A 16,389-nucleotide genomic window follows, 5' to 3' on the forward strand; every position below is an offset into this window, starting at 1 on the left:
CTCTGGGCGGCCGCCCGGCCGGGCCCGGTCACCGCGGCCGTCGCCGTCGCCCCCGTCGCCGACCTCGCCCGCGCCCATGAACTCCGGCTCAGCGAAGGCGCGGTGGCGGAGTTCCTGACCGGCGCGGGAGTGGCGGAACGTATCGCCGAAGTCGACCCCGTACGGCTGCCGCCCCGCGTACCCGTGACGGTCCTGCACGGTACGGACGACCCCGACGTCCCGGTCGAGCTGTCGCGGCGGTACGTCGCCGCGCACCGCGACACCGGCCGCGGCGCGCCCGCCGTGCGCGAACTGTCAGGCGTCGGGCACTACGCGGCCGTCACCCCGGGCACGGCGGCGTGCGGAGCGCTGGTGACCGCGCTGCGGGAGGCGTCCCGGGAGGAACGGTCGGAACCACGGCCCACCCCTGACGCATGACGGGTGTCCGGCGGTACCGTCCCCCCATGGCAGCCGTAGCCGCATTCGACCCCTGGTCGCCCGAGTTCGTCGCCGACCCCTACCCCGGCTTCGCCGGGCTGCGCGAAGCGGGCCGGGTGCACTACTTCCCGCCCAGCGACCAATGGCTGGTACCGCGGCACGCGGACGTCGGCGCGCTGCTGCGGGACCGCCGCCTCGGCCGTACGTATCTGCACCGCTTCACCCACGAGGAGTTCGGCCGCACCCCGCCCCCGCCCGCGCACGAGCCCTTCCACGTACTCAACGACAACGGCCTGCTCGACCTGGAGCCGCCGGACCACACCCGCCTGCGCCGCCTGGTGTCGAAGGCGTTCACGCCCCGCACGGTCGAGCAACTGGCGCCCGTCGTCGAGCACTTGGTGGACGGCCTGGTCGCGGACTTCGTCGCGGCGGGCGGCGGCGACCTGCTGACCGCGATCGCCGAACCCCTGCCCGTCGCGGTCATCGCGGAAATGCTCGGCATCCCGGAGGCCGACCGGCCGCTGCTGCGCCCCTGGTCGGCGGCGATCTGCGGGATGTACGAGCTGAAGCCGGGCGAGGAGACGGCGCGGCGCGCGGTACAGGCGTCCCTCGAATTCTCTGCCTATCTACGGGAGTTGATCGCCGCGCGGCGCAAGGAGCCGGGGGAGGACCTGATCAGCGGCCTGATCGCGGCGTACGACGAGGGCGACCGGCTGAACGAGCAGGAGATGATCTCCACCTGCGTCCTGCTGCTCAACGCGGGCCACGAGGCGACGGTCAACACCACGGCCAACGGCTGGCTGGCCCTCTTCCGCCACCCCGAGCAGCTGGCCGCGTTGCGCGCCGCACCGGACGCGCTGCTGCCGACCGCCGTCGAGGAACTGCTCCGGTACGCCACACCGCTCCAGCTCTTCGAGCGCTGGGTGCTGGACGACATCGAGATCGACGGCACGGTGATCCCGAGGGGCGCGGAGGTCGCCCTTCTCTTCGGCTCGGCCAACCGCGACCCGGCGCGCTTCGACCGCCCTGAGGAGCTGGACCTGTCCCGCGCGGACAACCCGCACGTCTCCCTCGGCGCCGGCATCCACTACTGCCTGGGTGCCCCGCTCGCCCGCCTCGAACTGGCCGCCTCCTTCAGGGCCCTGCTGCGCGCCGCCCCTTCCCTCCGCCTCGCCGCCGAACCGTCCTGGAAGCCGAACTTCGTGATCAGGGGCCTGGAGGAACTGCTGGTCGAGGTCTGAGGAGACGAGACCAGGGCCGGCCGGTGGCGCGTAGTACTTGAGACGGACCCGCGCAGATCCCCACTGGGCCGGACGCCACCGCCCGCCCCCGTACATACCGTGGTGGGCGTGAACGAGACACCTCAGTACGTGAACGGCCCTGAAGCCCGGATGGCGAGCGGCGCGCTCCGCGGCCTGCGCCGGGATCTGTTCACCCACGCCTTCGCCTTCCATCCGATGCCCCCGCTGGACGGCGAGAAGGCGGCCGGCTGGGTGCCCTGGCTGCCGTCCCGGATCGGCCGGAGCCTGCGCTGGCTCCCACACGCGCTCGTCATCGGCTTCGCCGCCTGCGTACTGCTGGCCGTCTCCGCCGTTTCGGACGGCTCCGGCCTGTCGTTGCTGCCGCTGGTCTTCGGCGTACTCGTCGCGGGCCCGCCCGCGATGACACTCGTCCGCCCGGTCGGGGCGTTCTGGGTGTCGCTGCTGGCCGTGGGCTTGGGACTGCTCAGCGGCGACAGCTGGCAGCTTGCGCTTCTCGCGCACCTCGGGACGATGACCCTGGTCGTCCTGCGTACCCGGCCCCGCCTGGCCCCGGAGATGTGGGTGGTGACGTTCGTCGTCCTCATGCCCGGTGTCGCCGTCTTCGGCGCCGGCGGGTCCGGCCTGCCGGAACTGGCGGTCATGAGCGGCGTCGTCCTGTTGGCCGCCGCGGCCGTACGTGCCTGGCGCGAGGAACGGCAGCAGGTCGTGCAGACCCGTACGGTCACCGCCGAGGAGCGGTCGCGCCGCACCCTTCTGGAGGAGCGCGCGACCATCGCCCGCGAGCTGCACGATGTCGTCGCGCACCACATGTCGGTGATCGCCATCCAGGCGGAGGCCGCGCCGTACCGCGTCCAGGACACGCCGCCCGAGCTGGCCATCGCCTTCACGACGATCCGCGAGAACGTCGTGGCAGCACTCGACGAACTGCGGCGCATCCTGGGCGTCGTACGCTCCGAGGACCCGGACGCCTTCGCCGGTCCGGAGGCGCCGCAGCCGACCCTCGCCGACCTGGACGCGCTGGTGGAGAGCGTGCGCGGCGCGGGGCTGACGGTCGCGGCTGTGGTGACGGGGGCGGTACGGCCGCTGCCGCAGGGCGTGGAGCTGTCGGCGTACCGCATCGTCCAGGAAGCGCTGAGCAACACGCTCCGGCACGCACCGGGCGCGGAGGCGCGGGTCGAAGTCGCGTACGTACTGGGCGGTCTGGGCCTCCGCATCGTCAACGGCCCCCCGAACCGCCTGGCCAAGCCGTCCCCCGGCGCGGGCCACGGCGTCCTCGGCATGCACGAACGCGTCGGCATGCTCAACGGCGAGATGACCAACGGCCCGACGGACGACGGCGGATACGAGGTCACGGTCTTCCTCCCGGCGGCCACCCCCGCGCCACCGAACTCCGATACCACCTCCCCCGTCTCCCCGGAGAGGCCGCAAGCATGATCAAGGTCCTGATCGTCGACGACCAGGTCATGGTCCGCGAGGGCTTCTCGGTCCTCCTCAACGCCATGCCGGACATCGAAGTCGTGGGCGAGGCGGTGAACGGCCGCGACGCCGTCGAAAAGGTCGCGGCCCTGCGCCCGGACGTCGTCCTGATGGACATCCGTATGCCGGAGGTCAACGGCCTCGACGCGACCCGCGAGATCGTCGCCGCCGACGCGGACGCCAAGGTGCTCGTTCTGACCACCTTCGACCTGGACGAGTACGTGTACCAAGCGCTCCGCGTGGGAGCCAGCGGCTTCCTGCTCAAGGACGCGTCCGCCGGTCAGCTGGCCGACGGCGTACGGATCGTGGCAGCCGGCGAAGCGCTGCTCGCACCGGCCGTGACCAAGCGGCTGATCTCGGAGTTCTCCCGGCTGGGCGCGCCCCGGCCGCCCGCCCAGGAACGCATCGGCGATCTCACCGAACGGGAGACGGAGGTCCTGGTACTGGTCGCCCAGGGCCTCTCCAACGGCGAGATCGCCGCCCATCTCGTCGTGGCCGAGTCCACGATCAAGACGCACGTGAGCCGCATCCTGGTGAAGCTCGGCCTCCGCGACCGCACCCAGGCCGCCGTCTTCGCCTACGAGACCGGCCTGGTCACCCCGGGCCTCTGAGAAAGCCGAAGTCGCATTGAGAAAGCCGAAGCCGCATTCATTGTCCACAGGCTGTGGACAATGAATGCGGCATCACCCGTCCCGGCCCCGTCCGGGCATCGCTCACGAAGAGTGAGAAGCGTCACCTCCGGGCGGCCTCACCTCCGGGGCAGCGTCAGCCGCCACGCGGCCGGCTGGACCGTCCACGTCCGCGTCCTGACCGGCCCGCCGATCACCGCGTCCGCCCGGTAGCGGAAGTCGGGCCCGGAGACCGTCACGGCCCGCGCCCGTACCCGTACCGGCGCCTCCGTGGCCTGCCACTGCACGATCACCTCGGCCAGCCCTTCGGGCTCCTGCGAGGGGTACGCCGCCCCATCGCCCGGCGCCGCGCCCTCCGGCGCCGTACAGCCCACGGGCGCGACCGACACCCGGTGCACCGGCCGGTCCAGGTCCGCCAGTACGACGCCGTCCGCCTCCACACGGAGCCGCGGCGGCAGCCGCCCGTCGCGCCGCCCGCCGCCCGGAACGGGCGCCGTGAGCAGCGACAGGGCCGCTCTGGCGGTCCGGGCGGCCGGGGCCCACCAGGGACGCTGCGCGGGCACCCGGGGCCCCTCAGCGGCCGTACGGGCGGGTTGTGCGGCCTGCTCGGCCGGGTCGCCGCCAGGGATGCGCAGCCCGCCCAGCACGATCCCGTCGCTGTCGTCGGAGAGCAGGTCGAGGATGCGTTCCTGGCCGTCCAGGACGGCGCGCGCGGCGGTCACGGTGTCCGTGGGGACGCCCAGCGCCCGGCTCAGCGCGATGGCGGAGGGCATCCCGACCGGCACCATCGAGAGGGTCACGCGAGGCAGCTCGCGCTCCTTGTGGAGCAGCTCGACGGCGCGCAGGAGGGCGCGGTCGTCGCCGATCACCACAGGGCGGCGTTGCCCCCTTCGGGCGAGCACCCGGGCGAATTCCCCGGGGTCGTCCGGAAAGCAGATCTTCGTGGTCGCGGCCGCGCACAGGACGTCTTTGGCGATACGCACGGACTCGCCGTCCACACGGCGGGCGACCGGGTCGATGACCACGAGCAGGGAGCGCCCGGCAAGGTCTGGAGCCGACACCTCGGTCCTTCCTAGGGCTTGCGTTCTCTCGGGGAACGGACTCGGACGGGACGGGGGACAAAACAGTCGTAGCGGCCACCGCCGGCCCCCGTATCCCGGCGGTGGCCGGGCGCCCGGGACTGTCCTGTTCGTCGCCCGAGAGAAATGTTCGGTAATCTCTCGGTGCAAGAGCCCCTGTCGTTGTTGCGCCAGGGGCTTCGTCTATCCGGGGCACCGGTTCGACGGCTCGCGCGGCGGCTGCACCAGGCAGTGAGCCGCTCGCACGTTGGACATGCCCCGCCCGGAAGGGGTGTACGCCTGTGCCCGCACTTGTGCTGCTCGGTGCTCAGTGGGGTGACGAGGGCAAGGGAAAGGCCACCGACCTGCTCGGTGGATCCGTTGACTATGTAGTGCGCTATCAGGGCGGCAACAATGCCGGCCACACGGTCGTCGTGGGCGACCAGAAGTACGCACTGCACCTGCTCCCTTCCGGGATCCTCTCGCCGGGGTGCACCCCGGTCATCGGTAACGGTGTCGTCGTCGACCCGGCGGTCCTGCTCTCCGAGCTGAGCGGACTGAACGAGCGCGGCGTCGACACGTCCAAGCTGCTGGTCAGCGGTAACGCCCATCTGATCACGCCGTACAACATCACCGTCGACAAGGTGACCGAGCGCTTCCTCGGCAAGCGGAAGATCGGCACCACGGGGCGCGGCATCGGCCCGACCTACGCCGACAAGATCAACCGCACCGGCATCCGCGTGCAGGACCTGTTCGACGAGTCGATCCTGCTGCAGAAGGTCGAGGCGGCCCTCGACTTCAAGAACCAGGTGCTGGCCAAGCTCTACAACCACCGCGCGGTGGTCGCCGAGCAGGTCGTCGAGGAGATGCTCGGCTACGCGGACCAGATCAAGGGCTACGTGGCCGACACCACGCTGATCCTCAACGACGCCATCGACGAGGGCAAGGTCGTCCTCTTCGAGGGCGGCCAGGGCACCCTCCTGGACGTCGACCACGGCACGTACCCCTTCGTGACCTCGTCGAACCCGACCGCCGGCGGTGCCTGCACCGGTGCGGGCGTCGGTCCGACGAAGATCAGCCGGGTCATCGGCATCCTCAAGGCGTACACCACGCGCGTCGGCGCCGGTCCGTTCCCGACCGAGCTGTTCGACAAGGACGGCGAGGCGCTGCGCACCATCGGTGGCGAGCGCGGTGTGACCACCGGTCGCGACCGTCGCTGCGGCTGGTTCGACGCGGTCATCGCGCGCTACGCGACCCGGGTCAACGGCCTCACCGACTTCTTCCTGACCAAGCTCGACGTGCTCACCGGCTGGGAGCAGATCCCGGTCTGCGTCGCCTACGAGGTCGACGGCAAGCGGGTCGAGGAGCTGCCGCACAACCAGAGCGACTTCCACCACGCGAAGCCGGTCTACGAGATGCTGCCGGGCTGGTCCGAGGACATCACCAAGGCCAAGACCTTTGCCGAGCTCCCGAAGAACGCCCAGGCGTACGTGAAGGCGCTGGAGGACATGTCCGGCGCTCCGATCTCCGCCATTGGCGTCGGCCCGGGCCGCGACGAGACGATCCAGATCAACTCGTTCCTGGACTGAGGCGTGCGTCAGGCTCCGTAGGGGCCGACCGCGACGGTCAGCAGCCGCGTTCACCGCACCTTCGTGTAGGTACGCGGCTGCTTGTCGTTTCCGCGGAACTCGCGCACCAGGGAGCCGTCGCCCGCGATCCTGAAGACGGACGAACTGGCGGCCGCGCACCCCGGTGCGCGGCGCTGCACCACGGAGGGGCCGACGGAGAGCTTCCCGTCGGCCGAGTAGAAGTCCGCGCGCGCCGTGCAGTGCCCGCCGCTGCCCTGTACGTCGATCGTCACGGCGGGGCTCCCCACAGGGGTGCGCTTGATCGTCACCCGCTGGGTGCCCACACCGTCGGCGTTCGGGCGCTCCCAGGTGCCCAGGTACGCCGTCGGGACCACCTCGTGGCCCGCGGGGCGCAGCGTCGCCGTGCGCCCCGCCGCGCTCCATACGAGGGTGTCCTTCCGCGGCCCCCGCTTGAGGCTGTGCTCGCCCAGGGCCGAGCAGCGTCCTTCGGGCGCGGACCCCACCACGGTGGTGTCCAGCCGCAGCCCTTCGGTGTCCGACACCGAGACCAGCTTCCCGTCGCTCTTGCACTCGTACGTGGCGCCGAGGCTGATGCTGTTGGCGACCACCTCGCCGACGCTCCCGCGGGAGATCACGAACCGCCGCTGCTGCCCCGTGGGCACCCCGTCCCGCTCCACGTCGCCGGTCCAGGTGCCCACGTAGTCGGCCGGGATGTCCGAGCCGCCCTCGTGCTGCGCGCCGCCGCCCAGCGCGGGCACGGCGACCGCCGCGACACCGGCGGCGGCGATCACGACGGCGAGGGCCCCGAGGACGAGGGGCCAGCGGCGCCGACGGGCCGGCGCGGGGGCGGGCGTGCTGCCGGAGCCCGTACTCGCTGCCGGACCGGATTCCGTACTCGCTTGCGGTCCGGAGCCCGGTACCGATCCTGATCCCGACGGCAGGATCGTGGTGGGCGGCTCCGTGTGCCCCGGGCGCGCCGGCTGCCCCGAGGGCGGCGTGTCCGTGTCCAGCAGCTGTACGGCGTGCTGCCCCAGCCGGGCGATGAGCTCGGCCGGCAGCCAGGGAGCGGCCGCTCCACCGCTGCTCACCGGCCCGATCGCGGAAATGATCTCTTCCGGGGCCGGCCGCTCCGCCGCGCTCTTCGTCAGGCAGCCGCCGATCAGCTCCCGCAAGGACTCCGGTACGGCTTCGAGGTCGGGGTCGGACTCGGCGACGCGGAACATCACGGAGTGCACGCCCGAGACGAGCGAGCCGAAGGGCATCCGCCCGGACGCCGCGTACGCGAGCACCGAACCCAGGCAGAAGACGTCGCTGGCGGGCGTGATCCGGTCGCCGCGCACCTGCTCGGGCGACATGAAGCTCGGCGAGCCGACGACCATGCCCGCCTGCGTCTGGGTGTGCTCGCTCACCGCGTCCAGCGCCCGTGCGATGCCGAAGTCGATCACGCGCGGGCCGTCGATGGTCAGCAGGACGTTGGACGGCTTGAGGTCGCGGTGCACCAGGCCGACGCCGTGGATGTCGAGCAGCGCGCTGGACAGCCCGTAGGCGAGCCGCTTGACCGAGTACTCCGGAAGCGGCCCGTGCATGCCCTCCACGACCTCGCTCAGCGACGGGCCCGCGATGTATCCGGTCGCCACCCACGGCACCTGCGCTTCGGTGTCGGCGTCCAGTACGGGCGCGGTCCACCGGCCGCCCACCCGCCGCGCGGCTGCGACCTCGGCCCGGAACCGGTCCCGGAACTCCTGTTCGACCGCCAGTTCGGCCTTGACCAGCTTCACGGCCACGGTCCGCCCGCCTTCGGAACGCGCGAGGTAGACCCGCCCCATGCCGCCGGTGCCCAGCCGGCCGAGCAGGCGGTAGTCGCCGATCGTCCTCGGGTCCTCGGTGGTCAGTCCCTTGAGGCCGTCCATGCGCGGCACCCTCCCCGTTCCCTCTGCCGTTGCCGTCGCGTCCCGTGCCGGCATCGTCAGCCGAGCGTAGGCCGCGGGGGATCGCGTGGTGGCAGCCGGGGCGTCACGAGGCGGGAACGATCGCGCCGACACGTTCGTCACACAGAGTGAGTGACGATGCGAAGTGAGGGTTCGCGAACGGGGGATGACATGGGGGCTCGGGGTGAGGCCGGATCAGGAGTTCGCAGCCGCGGGGAAATTGCGGGCGATGAGCGATTCGGTGGCAGGGGCGTGGAATTCGGGGAAGTCCATGACCACGACCCCGAGGTGGACGCCGGGCTGCTGATGGCCGTCGAGGTAGCCCAGGACGGTCGGCATGATGGCGTCGGCGAGGTGCTTGGGCCAGCGGAAGCCGTTGGCCGCGTCCGGAGCGAGGCTGGTGAAGTTGAGGAAGAGCCGGCCGGAGTCCTGATGGGCCGCGGCGGCGTCGAAGTGCCGCAGGATGTCCTGCCGTTTGGCGTCGACGGACGTCGCGTAGTGGTCCTGCAGCTCGAACCACTCGTTGGAGAAGGTGCCGTTGTCGCCCGTGGGCCAGGCCGGTGCACGCAGCCCGGAGGCGAACTGCGTGATGAGCACGACCTTGCCGCGCGCCGCGCCGAGCGCCGGAAGGGCGGGCTCGATGAGGAAGAGATCCCCGTAGCCCTTGGCTCCCAGATACTCGCCGAACTTGGCACTGAGCTGCGCATCGGTCAGCCCGTGCTCGTTCTTGACGCGCATCAGCACGGTTTCGCCCGGGGAAGCCCGCAGGAAGTCGCGGCACTGATGGAGGACGGTGTTGAAGGTGATGTCCTGGTAGTACGACGCGTGGTAGATGCCGAGTTCGTCGGGCACGTCCGAGGGCGGCGCGCCGCAGCGGATGTCGAAGAACCGTATGCCGCGCCGCAGTTGCTCCGGAATGCCCATGTTCTGGGTGTGCGACCACTCCGTGCCGTTCATCGGGTCGGTGGCGCAGGTGTCGTGCGTACCGGGGATGGTCAGCCGGGTCAGCGGGGTGCCGTCGGGCAGCGCGGCCATCCACCGGGCGGGATCGGCCGCTACGGAAGGGCGGCCGGCGGCCGGGGCGGTGGGGGACGTCAGCGCGCGGGCGGACGCTCCGGGGGCGAGCAGGGCGGTGGCGGACCCGGCCACGGCCGCGGCGACGAAGCCTCGACGACTCATGGACATGCGGTCTCCCCCTCTGACTGCGTCCGGCAGAGCTGCGTGTGGTGAGAGTAGCCGTAAGGGGGAGGCGGGATGGGTGAGACCGAAGAAACAGCGGTACTCCGTTAACGCCTTTCCTTAACGCACGAGAGGGGCGCGCTTAACCCGCCGGTTCCTACGTTTTCCCTGTGCCTCCCGCCGTCGCCGTGCCGCGCTGCGCCACGCCAGGGGAGCGAAACGCAGGAAACGTGGCCACCGGGCAGATCGGCCACCCGTGACCGGACAGGGAAAGCAATGATCACTTTCGGACAACTGGCCGCCCATCTGGGACTCGACCTGGCCGCGGTGTGCGCGCTGACATTCGCCATCTACTACCCGCGGCACCGGCGCCGGGACCTCGTACCGGCCTACCTCGCGCTCAACGTCGCCCTCTTCTCGGTCGTCGCGGCGCTCGCGAGAGTCAACGGGAGCGGCGGTACGGCGCTGGCCTTCGGCCTGTTCGGCGTGCTCTCGATCATCCGGCTGCGGTCGGATTCCATCCAGCACGAGGAGGTGGCGTACTACTTCACCACCCTCGTCCTGGGCCTGCTGTGCGGGCTGCCGCAGCTGGAGCTGGGGCTCGCCGCGCTCTTCGCCGTGCTGCTGCTCTTCGTCATCTGGTGCGCCGACCACCCCAAGCTGCTGACCCGCAGCCGGCGCACGGTCGTCACGCTCGACACCGTGCACCCGGATCCGGCCGAACTCCGCGCCGATCTGGCCCGCCGGGTGGGTGAGCCGCTCGACTGGACCGTCAAGCAGGTGGACTTTGTCCGGGACGTGATGGTCGTGGACGTCCGCTACCGCGAGATGGAACGTTCCGCCGCTGCCGCTCGTACGCCTCACGAGACATCCCACGAAACGTCCCACGAAACGCCCCGCAGGACATCCCCCAACGTGTTCGCGGACACCACCGACCCGCGCCGCGCCGACCGCACCACCGACATCCCCTCCGGACGTACCGCCAACGCCTCGAAGGAGACCGTGTGAACCCCGCCGTACGTGCCATCGGACGCGCCGCACTGGCCGCGCATCCCATCCCCCTCGCCGAGGTGCAGGCCCGCGCCGAACTGCTGGCCCGCCACGACAACAGCTACCTCGTACCGGTCGAGATCTTCGCCGATTTCGCGGCCCGGCTGACCGACCCGAAGCGCCCCGATGGGCCCTTCAAGTCGCTGTGCATCAACGGCCGCCGCTGGTTCCGGTACAACTCCCTGTACTACGACACGCCCGACCTGCGTGCCTTCCACGACCACCGGCAGGGACGGCGGCTCCGCTTCAAGATCCGGGAGCGGCTGTACGAGGACACCGGCGAGCGCCAGTTCGAGATCAAGCTCAAGAGCGGGCGCGGGGAGACCGTGAAGTTCCGGCAGCCTATGCTGCCCGGCGACACCGCGCTGGACCGGGCCCCGCGCGACTTCCTCGCCTCGGTCCTGCGCCGTACGTACGACATGGCGGCCCCCACGGACCTCGCCACCTCGCTCGTCACCGACTACCAGCGCGCGACCTTCGTGGCCGATGGCCAGCGCATCACCTGCGACGCGGGCATGGTCTGCCGCGATCCGCGCACCGGGCGCTCGGTCCGTGCCGATGGGGGCCTGGTGCTCGTCGAGTCCAAGACGGACGGACGTCTGACCGAGGCCGACCGTCTGCTGCACGGTTATGGCGTTCGCCCGGCCGAATTCACGAAGTACTGCGGCGCGCTCTCGGCCCTCCGCCCTGACCTGACCGCGAACGCCTGGCGCCGCGCCACGCGGCGGGTCTTCACTCCGACGGAGCCGTACGCGGCCTGACGGCGCGGCGGCACGGTGGGCCCCCGTCAGGCTGCCGCCGCGATGGCGTGCACCGGCCCCTCCGCCGGCGCTACGCCGGCGGTCCGCCGAGATGGGCCTCCACGCGGGCGCCCCGGCCGTCACCCGGGGTGTCTTCCCCGCCGCTCGCCTGCCGCGCGGCGGTCAGCTCCGTACGTCCGCCGGACTCCTCCGCGACACGGCGGACGATGTCCAGGCCGAGACCGGTGGAGCCGCCGCCGCTCTTGCCCCGCTGCGGGACGTGGCCCTCCGGGAAGCCGGGCCCGTCGTCCTCGATGACCAGCAGACCGCCGGTGCGTCCGCCCGTGCGGCCGCCGGTTTCCGGGCCCGTACGCCTGCTCGCGCGCCCGGGTGCGGAGCCGTCGCCGACCCCGTCCGCGGTACTGCCCCCGTACGCCTGCCCGGCCGCGGCCGACACGGACAGGCGCATGCCCACGCCCTCCGGGGTGTGGTCGAAGACGTTGCCGATGAGGGCGTCGACCGCCGCTGCCAGCTCCGCTTCGTCCGCCCGTACGTACACCGGCGCATCGGGGGCTCGAAAGTCCAGCGTGCGCCCCTGGTCCTCGGCCAACGGACGCCAGAAGTCCGCCCGTTCGCGGGCCACCGCGGCCAGGTCGGCAGACGGTTCGCCGGCCCCGCCACGGGACGGGCCGCCCGCGCCGGTGAGCCCCGTGGCGTCCCGCAGCGGCTTGCGCGCCGTGCGGATGACCTCGTCCACGCTGCGCTCCAGAGCCGCCACGTCCGCCGCGATCCGCTCCGCCTCGGCCGGGTCGCGCAGCCCCTCCGCATCCAGGCGGAGCGCGGCGACCGGGGTACGGAGGCGGTGCGCCAGGTCCGCCGCGTTCTCCCGTTCGGCGGTGAGGAACCCCTCGATACGGCCGGCGAGGTGGTTGAGTTCACCGGCCACCAGGCGCAGCTCCGGAGGCCCGTCCGGCTCGGCGCGTGCGGTCAGATCGCCGGCCGCCAGCCGGTCGGCGACCTTCGCGAGCCGCCGTGTCGAGCCGACCAGGCGCGCGCCCAGCCGGTCGGCGACCAGCAGCCCGAGGAGCACGAGCCCGGCGCCGAGCCCGGCGAACGCCAGCCATGACGGGAGCGTTCCCGCGTACAGCTGCTCGTCCGTCAGCGCGACGTGGACGACGGCGGTGCCACCCGACGTGCCCTGTACGGGGACCAGTACGGTCTGGCCGCCCTCGGGGGGCGCGTACGCGAACGCACGCCCGTAACGCGCCAGGCGCACGGCGTCCGTGACACGCGCCGGTGGGCCCAGCACGGACCCGTCGGCGAGGATCACCGACGTACGCGGGAGGTCCGCGCCGTTGGCGGCCGTCACGAGCGACGCGGCGGTGGCCCGGCTGCCCTCGGGGCCGGGGTGCGCCAGCGCGGTACCGATGCCCGCGGCCAGTGACTGCGCGCGGGCGGTGGCGTCCGCGGTGGCCCGGTCCGCGGCGTGACTACGGGTGAGCAGGGCGAGCGGCACCAGGAGCGTGGCGAGCACGAGCGCGGTGGTCACCGCCGTGACCAGCAGAATCCGGAGACGCATCGGGATTACTCCGCAATCCGCGAGCTGCCGGTCCCGCCGGCCCGACCGGCACCCTGAGCCCCGCGAGCATCACCCGTGCCACCCTCGTCCTCGCCGACGCCCTCCTCGGGGGCGGCGAGCTTGACGCCCACGGTGCGGACCGTGTGGAGATAGCGGGGCTTCTGGGCCGTCTCGCCGAGTTTGCGGCGCAGCCAGGACAGATGGACGTCCACCGTCTTGTCCGCGCCGCCGAGGGGCTGCTGCCACACCTCGGCGAGCAGTTCCCGGCGCGAGACCACTTGGCCGGCGCGGCGGGCGAGGTACAGGAGCAGGTCGAACTCGCGGGGCGTGAGATCCAGCGGCGCGCCGTCCAGTACGACCTCGCGCGCCGCCGAGTCCAGGACCAGCCCGCCCACCCGGAGCGGCGCCTCCGGCTCCGCGGTGCCCAGCCGGCGCAGTACCGCCTTGATCCGCGCGTCCAGCTGCGCGGCGCCGAACGGCTTGACGATGTAGTCGTCCGCGCCGTCGTCGAGCACCGCGACCATGTCGCCCTCCTCGTCGCGCGCGGTGGCGACGATGATCGGTACGTCGCTGACCGCCCGCAGCATCCGCAGGACCTGCGCGCCGTCCACGTCGGGCAGGCCGAGGTCCAGGACGACGAGGTCGGGGCGGTCGGTCACGGCAGCGTCGAGGCCGGACATCCCGGTCGCGGCGGTGGCCACGGCATGGCCGCGGTCACGCAGCGCCCGGACGAGCGCACTGCGCAGCTGGGGGTCGTCCTCGACGACGAGCAGGTGGGACATGCCGCCACGGTAACCAGCGATGATTCCCTCCGGGCGGTCGGCCGGAGGCTTTGGGACCGCTTTAACCGGGCGTTAGGGAAAGCTGCGGGAGGCTGGATCGTGCCTGGTCCGCGCCTCCCCGCTGCGGCGCGGAAGGCGCGGACCGGGCGCTGTGGACAACCGGCTCACCCGATCGAGGCCGATGATCGCGGCGGGACGTGAAATCGGGCCTGTGGAAAACCGACGCGGGCCGGATCGAGCAGGCAGAGTGAGAAAAGACCGAGGCCGGGACGAGGCATCGATGAGTACGGGAAGGGAGGGGCGCGCGATGAAGTGGCGAAGCGCGGTGGTGACCGCCGTATGGGTCTGCGCGTTCGCGGGAGCGGGCGGGCTGGGCGCGTGGTCGCTGGCCAATGCCGACATGGGGGTGCGGAACAGCCGGGCCGAGCCACTCGATGACGACGGGGTGCGCCAGAAGCTCGCGGCCGCGCGTACGTCAGCGCGGCCTCCCGGCTCCTCTGATCCGGGCAGCGGCGCCGCCGAGTCCGGTGCCCCCGATTCCGGCGGGTCCGGCTCGCCCTCCGACGGCGCCACGCCGTCCTCCAGCGAGGCGTCATCCCCCGGCTCCGCCGCGCGGACGGGGACCGTCAATGTCACCGGCGGCAGCGCCACCGCCGAATGCCGTCCCGACGGCACGGTGTACCTCACGGTGTGGAGCCCGGCGTCGGGGTACCACATGGACTCCGTGAAGCGAGGGCCTTCCGACGTCGCGACGATCGAGTTCGAGCCGCTGGACGACGGCGACGACCTCACGTACGCGGTCCGGTGCGACGACGGCCGCCCCAAGGCGGTACCCATAGCCGACAGCGATCACGATGACGACGACGATGACGACTGAGCCCCAGGCGCCCGGCGGCAGGTGACGGCGACCGGCAACCGCCTACGCCCGGCGGCGCCCGGCCGCGCCCGACGGCTGCCGACCGCCGCGAGCGACGATCGACAACCTGTCAGAGCGCGTGGTGAGTGCCATACACACTGTCGGTACCGGCGCGGTCGTGGTGATCCTTAGGCTGAGAGGGTCCGCCGCCCCGCGTTACCGCGTTCTCGCAGTCCAGCGTTCTCGCGTTCCTGATTTCCTGGCGGCCCTGAGCGATCCGAGGTAGTGACCGTGACCACGACGCAACCAGACCCCGCCGTCGGCGCGGCCGTGAAGGCCGCCGACCGTGCCCACGTCTTCCACTCCTGGTCGGCGCAGGGCCTGATAGACCCGCTGCCGATCGCGGGCGCCGAGGGCTCGTACATGTGGGACTACGACGGCAACCGCTACCTCGACTTCACCTCGCAGCTGGTCAACACCAACATCGGCCACCAGCACCCGAAGGTCGTCACCGCCATCCAGGAGCAGGCCGGCAAGCTCTGCACCCTGGCGCCGGGCTTCGCCGTGGACGTGCGGTCCGAGGCCGCGCGGCTGATCGCCGAGCGCACGCCCGGCGACCTGGACAAGATCTTCTTCACCAACGGCGGCGCCGAGGCGGTCGAGAACGCCGTGCGCATGGCCCGGCTGCACACCGGCCGGTCCAAGGTGCTCTCCACGTACCGCTCGTACCACGGCGCCACCGCGGCCGCGATCAACCTCACGGGGGACCCGCGCCGCTGGCCCTCGGACACCGCGTCGGCCGGCGTGGTGCACTTCTGGGGCCCGTACCTCTACCGCTCGCCGTTCCACGCGGAGAGCGAGCAGCAGGAGTGCGAGCGCGCCCTGCGCCACCTCGAGGACACCATCGCCTACGAGGGCCCGCAGTCGATCGCCGCGATCATCCTGGAGACCATTCCGGGCACCGCCGGCATCATGGTCCCGCCGCCCGGTTACCTCGCCGGGGTCCGCGAGATCTGTGACCGGTACGGCATCGTCTTCATCCTGGACGAGGTCATGGCGGGCTTCGGGCGGACGGGCCGCTGGTTCGCGCTCGACCACTTCGACGTCGTGCCCGACCTGGTGACCTTCGCCAAGGGCGTGAACAGCGGCTATGTGCCGCTGGGCGGTGTCGCGATCTCGGCGGAGATCGCCGCGACCTTCGACCAGCGCCCCTACCCGGGCGGCCTGACGTACTCAGGCCACCCGCTGGCCTGCGCCTCCGCGGTCGCGACGATCAACGCGATGGCGGAGGAGCGGATCGTGGAGAACGCGGCCGAGATCGGCGAGAAGGTCATCGGCCCGGCGCTGCGGGACATCGCCGAGCGCCACCCGTCGGTGGGCGAGGTGCGCGGCATGGGTGTCTTCTGGGCGCTCGAGCTGGTCAAGAACCGTGAGACGCACGAGCCGCTGGTGCCGTACAACGCGTCGGGCGCGGACAACGCCCCGATGGCGAAGTTCGCGGCGGCGTGCAAGGAGCGGGGGCTGTGGCCGTTCCTGAACATGAACCGTACGCACGTCGTCCCGCCGTGCACGATCACCGAGACGGAGGCGAAGGAGGGCCTGGCAGCCCTCGACGAGGCCCTGACCACGGCAGACGCGTACACGGTCTGACCGAGTAGACGGACTGACGGACTGACGGACCGGCCGACCTCTCGACCGCCCGCCCGACCGACCGCCCGACCGCCCGACCGGCCGCGGGGGGGGGGGGTTGGGGGTCCCGGACCCCCCCCCCACCCCCCCCCCCCAGTGGCACGCGCCCCAACACCCCCCCAACCAGAAGGTTACCCCACCCAACAACACAAAGG

13 protein-coding genes and 1 pseudogene are annotated in these 16,389 nt (G+C 72.0%); 9 read left to right on the top strand and 5 right to left on the bottom strand.

Going from position 1 to position 16,389, the window contains the following annotated elements; genetic code table 11:
* From ABT381_RS27635 to ABT381_RS27650, 4 genes and pseudogenes are all read left to right on the top strand, one after another.
* Window positions 1-417, top strand: a pseudogene (locus ABT381_RS27635) (alpha/beta hydrolase); the annotation flags it as partial.
* A 26-nt stretch (window positions 418-443) separates the two neighbouring features.
* Window positions 444-1,658 carry a cytochrome P450 gene (locus ABT381_RS27640; protein WP_351599285.1) on the top strand — a complete coding sequence of 405 codons (1,215 nt, stop codon included), beginning with the start codon at window positions 444-446 and terminating at the stop codon, window positions 1,656-1,658.
* A gap of 150 nt (window positions 1,659-1,808) precedes the next feature.
* Entirely contained in the window at window positions 1,809-3,113 is a 1,305-nt protein-coding gene (locus ABT381_RS27645) for a sensor histidine kinase (protein ID WP_351599301.1), read from the top strand.
* A complete protein-coding gene (locus tag ABT381_RS27650; RefSeq protein WP_351599286.1) occupies window positions 3,110-3,766 on the top strand; it encodes a response regulator in 657 nt (218 codons plus the stop codon). The genes ABT381_RS27645 and ABT381_RS27650 overlap by 4 nt, the downstream gene beginning before the upstream one ends.
* 137 nt (window positions 3,767-3,903) lie before the next feature.
* Here the strand turns inward: ABT381_RS27650 and ABT381_RS27655 are convergent, their stop codons facing one another.
* Window positions 3,904-4,845 carry a diacylglycerol kinase catalytic domain-containing protein gene (locus ABT381_RS27655; protein WP_351599287.1) on the bottom strand — a complete coding sequence of 314 codons (942 nt, stop codon included), beginning with the start codon at window positions 4,843-4,845 and terminating at the stop codon, window positions 3,904-3,906.
* A gap of 299 nt (window positions 4,846-5,144) precedes the next feature.
* Between ABT381_RS27655 and ABT381_RS27660 the strand changes: the two genes are divergently transcribed.
* A complete protein-coding gene (locus tag ABT381_RS27660) occupies window positions 5,145-6,431 on the top strand; it encodes an adenylosuccinate synthase (protein ID WP_351599288.1) in 1,287 nt (428 codons plus the stop codon).
* A gap of 50 nt (window positions 6,432-6,481) precedes the next feature.
* Here the strand turns inward: ABT381_RS27660 and ABT381_RS27665 are convergent, their stop codons facing one another.
* Both ABT381_RS27665 and ABT381_RS27670 read right to left on the bottom strand, forming a co-directional pair.
* On the bottom strand, window positions 6,482-8,341 hold the full coding sequence (locus ABT381_RS27665) for a serine/threonine-protein kinase (RefSeq protein WP_351599289.1): 1,860 nt from the start codon (window positions 8,339-8,341) through the stop codon (window positions 6,482-6,484).
* A gap of 213 nt (window positions 8,342-8,554) precedes the next feature.
* Window positions 8,555-9,538 (bottom strand): phosphatidylinositol-specific phospholipase C, encoded by a 984-nt coding sequence (locus ABT381_RS27670; RefSeq protein ID WP_351599290.1) that lies wholly within the window; start codon window positions 9,536-9,538, stop codon window positions 8,555-8,557.
* A gap of 276 nt (window positions 9,539-9,814) precedes the next feature.
* On the opposite strand from ABT381_RS27670, the gene ABT381_RS27675 reads away from it, so the two are divergent.
* A complete protein-coding gene (locus ABT381_RS27675; protein WP_351599291.1) occupies window positions 9,815-10,546 on the top strand; it encodes a DUF4956 domain-containing protein in 732 nt (243 codons plus the stop codon).
* Window positions 10,543-11,349, top strand: a complete 807-nt coding sequence (locus tag ABT381_RS27680; RefSeq protein ID WP_351599292.1) for a polyphosphate polymerase domain-containing protein — start codon at window positions 10,543-10,545, stop codon at window positions 11,347-11,349. The genes ABT381_RS27675 and ABT381_RS27680 overlap by 4 nt, the downstream gene beginning before the upstream one ends.
* A gap of 70 nt (window positions 11,350-11,419) precedes the next feature.
* On the opposite strand, the gene ABT381_RS27685 is transcribed toward ABT381_RS27680, so the two are convergent.
* Entirely contained in the window at window positions 11,420-12,907 is a 1,488-nt protein-coding gene (locus tag ABT381_RS27685) for a sensor histidine kinase (RefSeq protein WP_351599293.1), read from the bottom strand.
* 5 nt (window positions 12,908-12,912) lie between these two features.
* Complete coding sequence (locus ABT381_RS27690) at window positions 12,913-13,689, bottom strand: response regulator transcription factor (protein ID WP_351599294.1); 777 nt, start codon at window positions 13,687-13,689, stop codon at window positions 12,913-12,915.
* 307 nt (window positions 13,690-13,996) lie between these two features.
* Here ABT381_RS27690 and ABT381_RS27695 point away from each other — a divergent pair, with 307 nt between their 5' ends.
* The gene (locus ABT381_RS27695; RefSeq protein WP_351599295.1) at window positions 13,997-14,566 is read left to right on the top strand and encodes a hypothetical protein; all 570 of its coding nucleotides are present in this window, start codon (window positions 13,997-13,999) and stop codon (window positions 14,564-14,566) included.
* 270 nt (window positions 14,567-14,836) lie between these two features.
* Window positions 14,837-16,195 carry an aspartate aminotransferase family protein gene (locus ABT381_RS27700; protein WP_351599296.1) on the top strand — a complete coding sequence of 453 codons (1,359 nt, stop codon included), beginning with the start codon at window positions 14,837-14,839 and terminating at the stop codon, window positions 16,193-16,195.
* Window positions 16,196-16,389: the final 194 nt, after the last annotated feature.

The organism is Streptomyces sp. NPDC000151, assembly GCF_040301705.1.
GTDB lineage: Bacteria > Actinomycetota > Actinomycetes > Streptomycetales > Streptomycetaceae > Streptomyces.

Bases quoted from the DNA above. Each gene is read 5' to 3' on its own strand.
- ABT381_RS27640 (WP_351599285.1), top strand. From the start codon at position 444: ATGGCAGCCGTAGCCGCATTCGACCCCTGGTCGCCCGAGTTCGTCGCC.
- ABT381_RS27670 (WP_351599290.1), bottom strand. From the start codon at position 9,538: ATGAGTCGTCGAGGCTTCGTCGCCGCGGCCGTGGCCGGGTCCGCCACC.
- ABT381_RS27675 (WP_351599291.1), top strand. From the start codon at position 9,815: ATGATCACTTTCGGACAACTGGCCGCCCATCTGGGACTCGACCTGGCC.
- ABT381_RS27690 (WP_351599294.1), bottom strand. From the start codon at position 13,689: ATGTCCCACCTGCTCGTCGTCGAGGACGACCCCCAGCTGCGCAGTGCG.
- ABT381_RS27645 (WP_351599301.1), top strand. From the start codon at position 1,809: ATGGCGAGCGGCGCGCTCCGCGGCCTGCGCCGGGATCTGTTCACCCAC.
- ABT381_RS27685 (WP_351599293.1), bottom strand. From the start codon at position 12,907: ATGCGTCTCCGGATTCTGCTGGTCACGGCGGTGACCACCGCGCTCGTG.
- ABT381_RS27695 (WP_351599295.1), top strand. From the start codon at position 13,997: ATGAAGTGGCGAAGCGCGGTGGTGACCGCCGTATGGGTCTGCGCGTTC.
- ABT381_RS27665 (WP_351599289.1), bottom strand. From the start codon at position 8,341: ATGGACGGCCTCAAGGGACTGACCACCGAGGACCCGAGGACGATCGGC.
- ABT381_RS27650 (WP_351599286.1), top strand. From the start codon at position 3,110: ATGATCAAGGTCCTGATCGTCGACGACCAGGTCATGGTCCGCGAGGGC.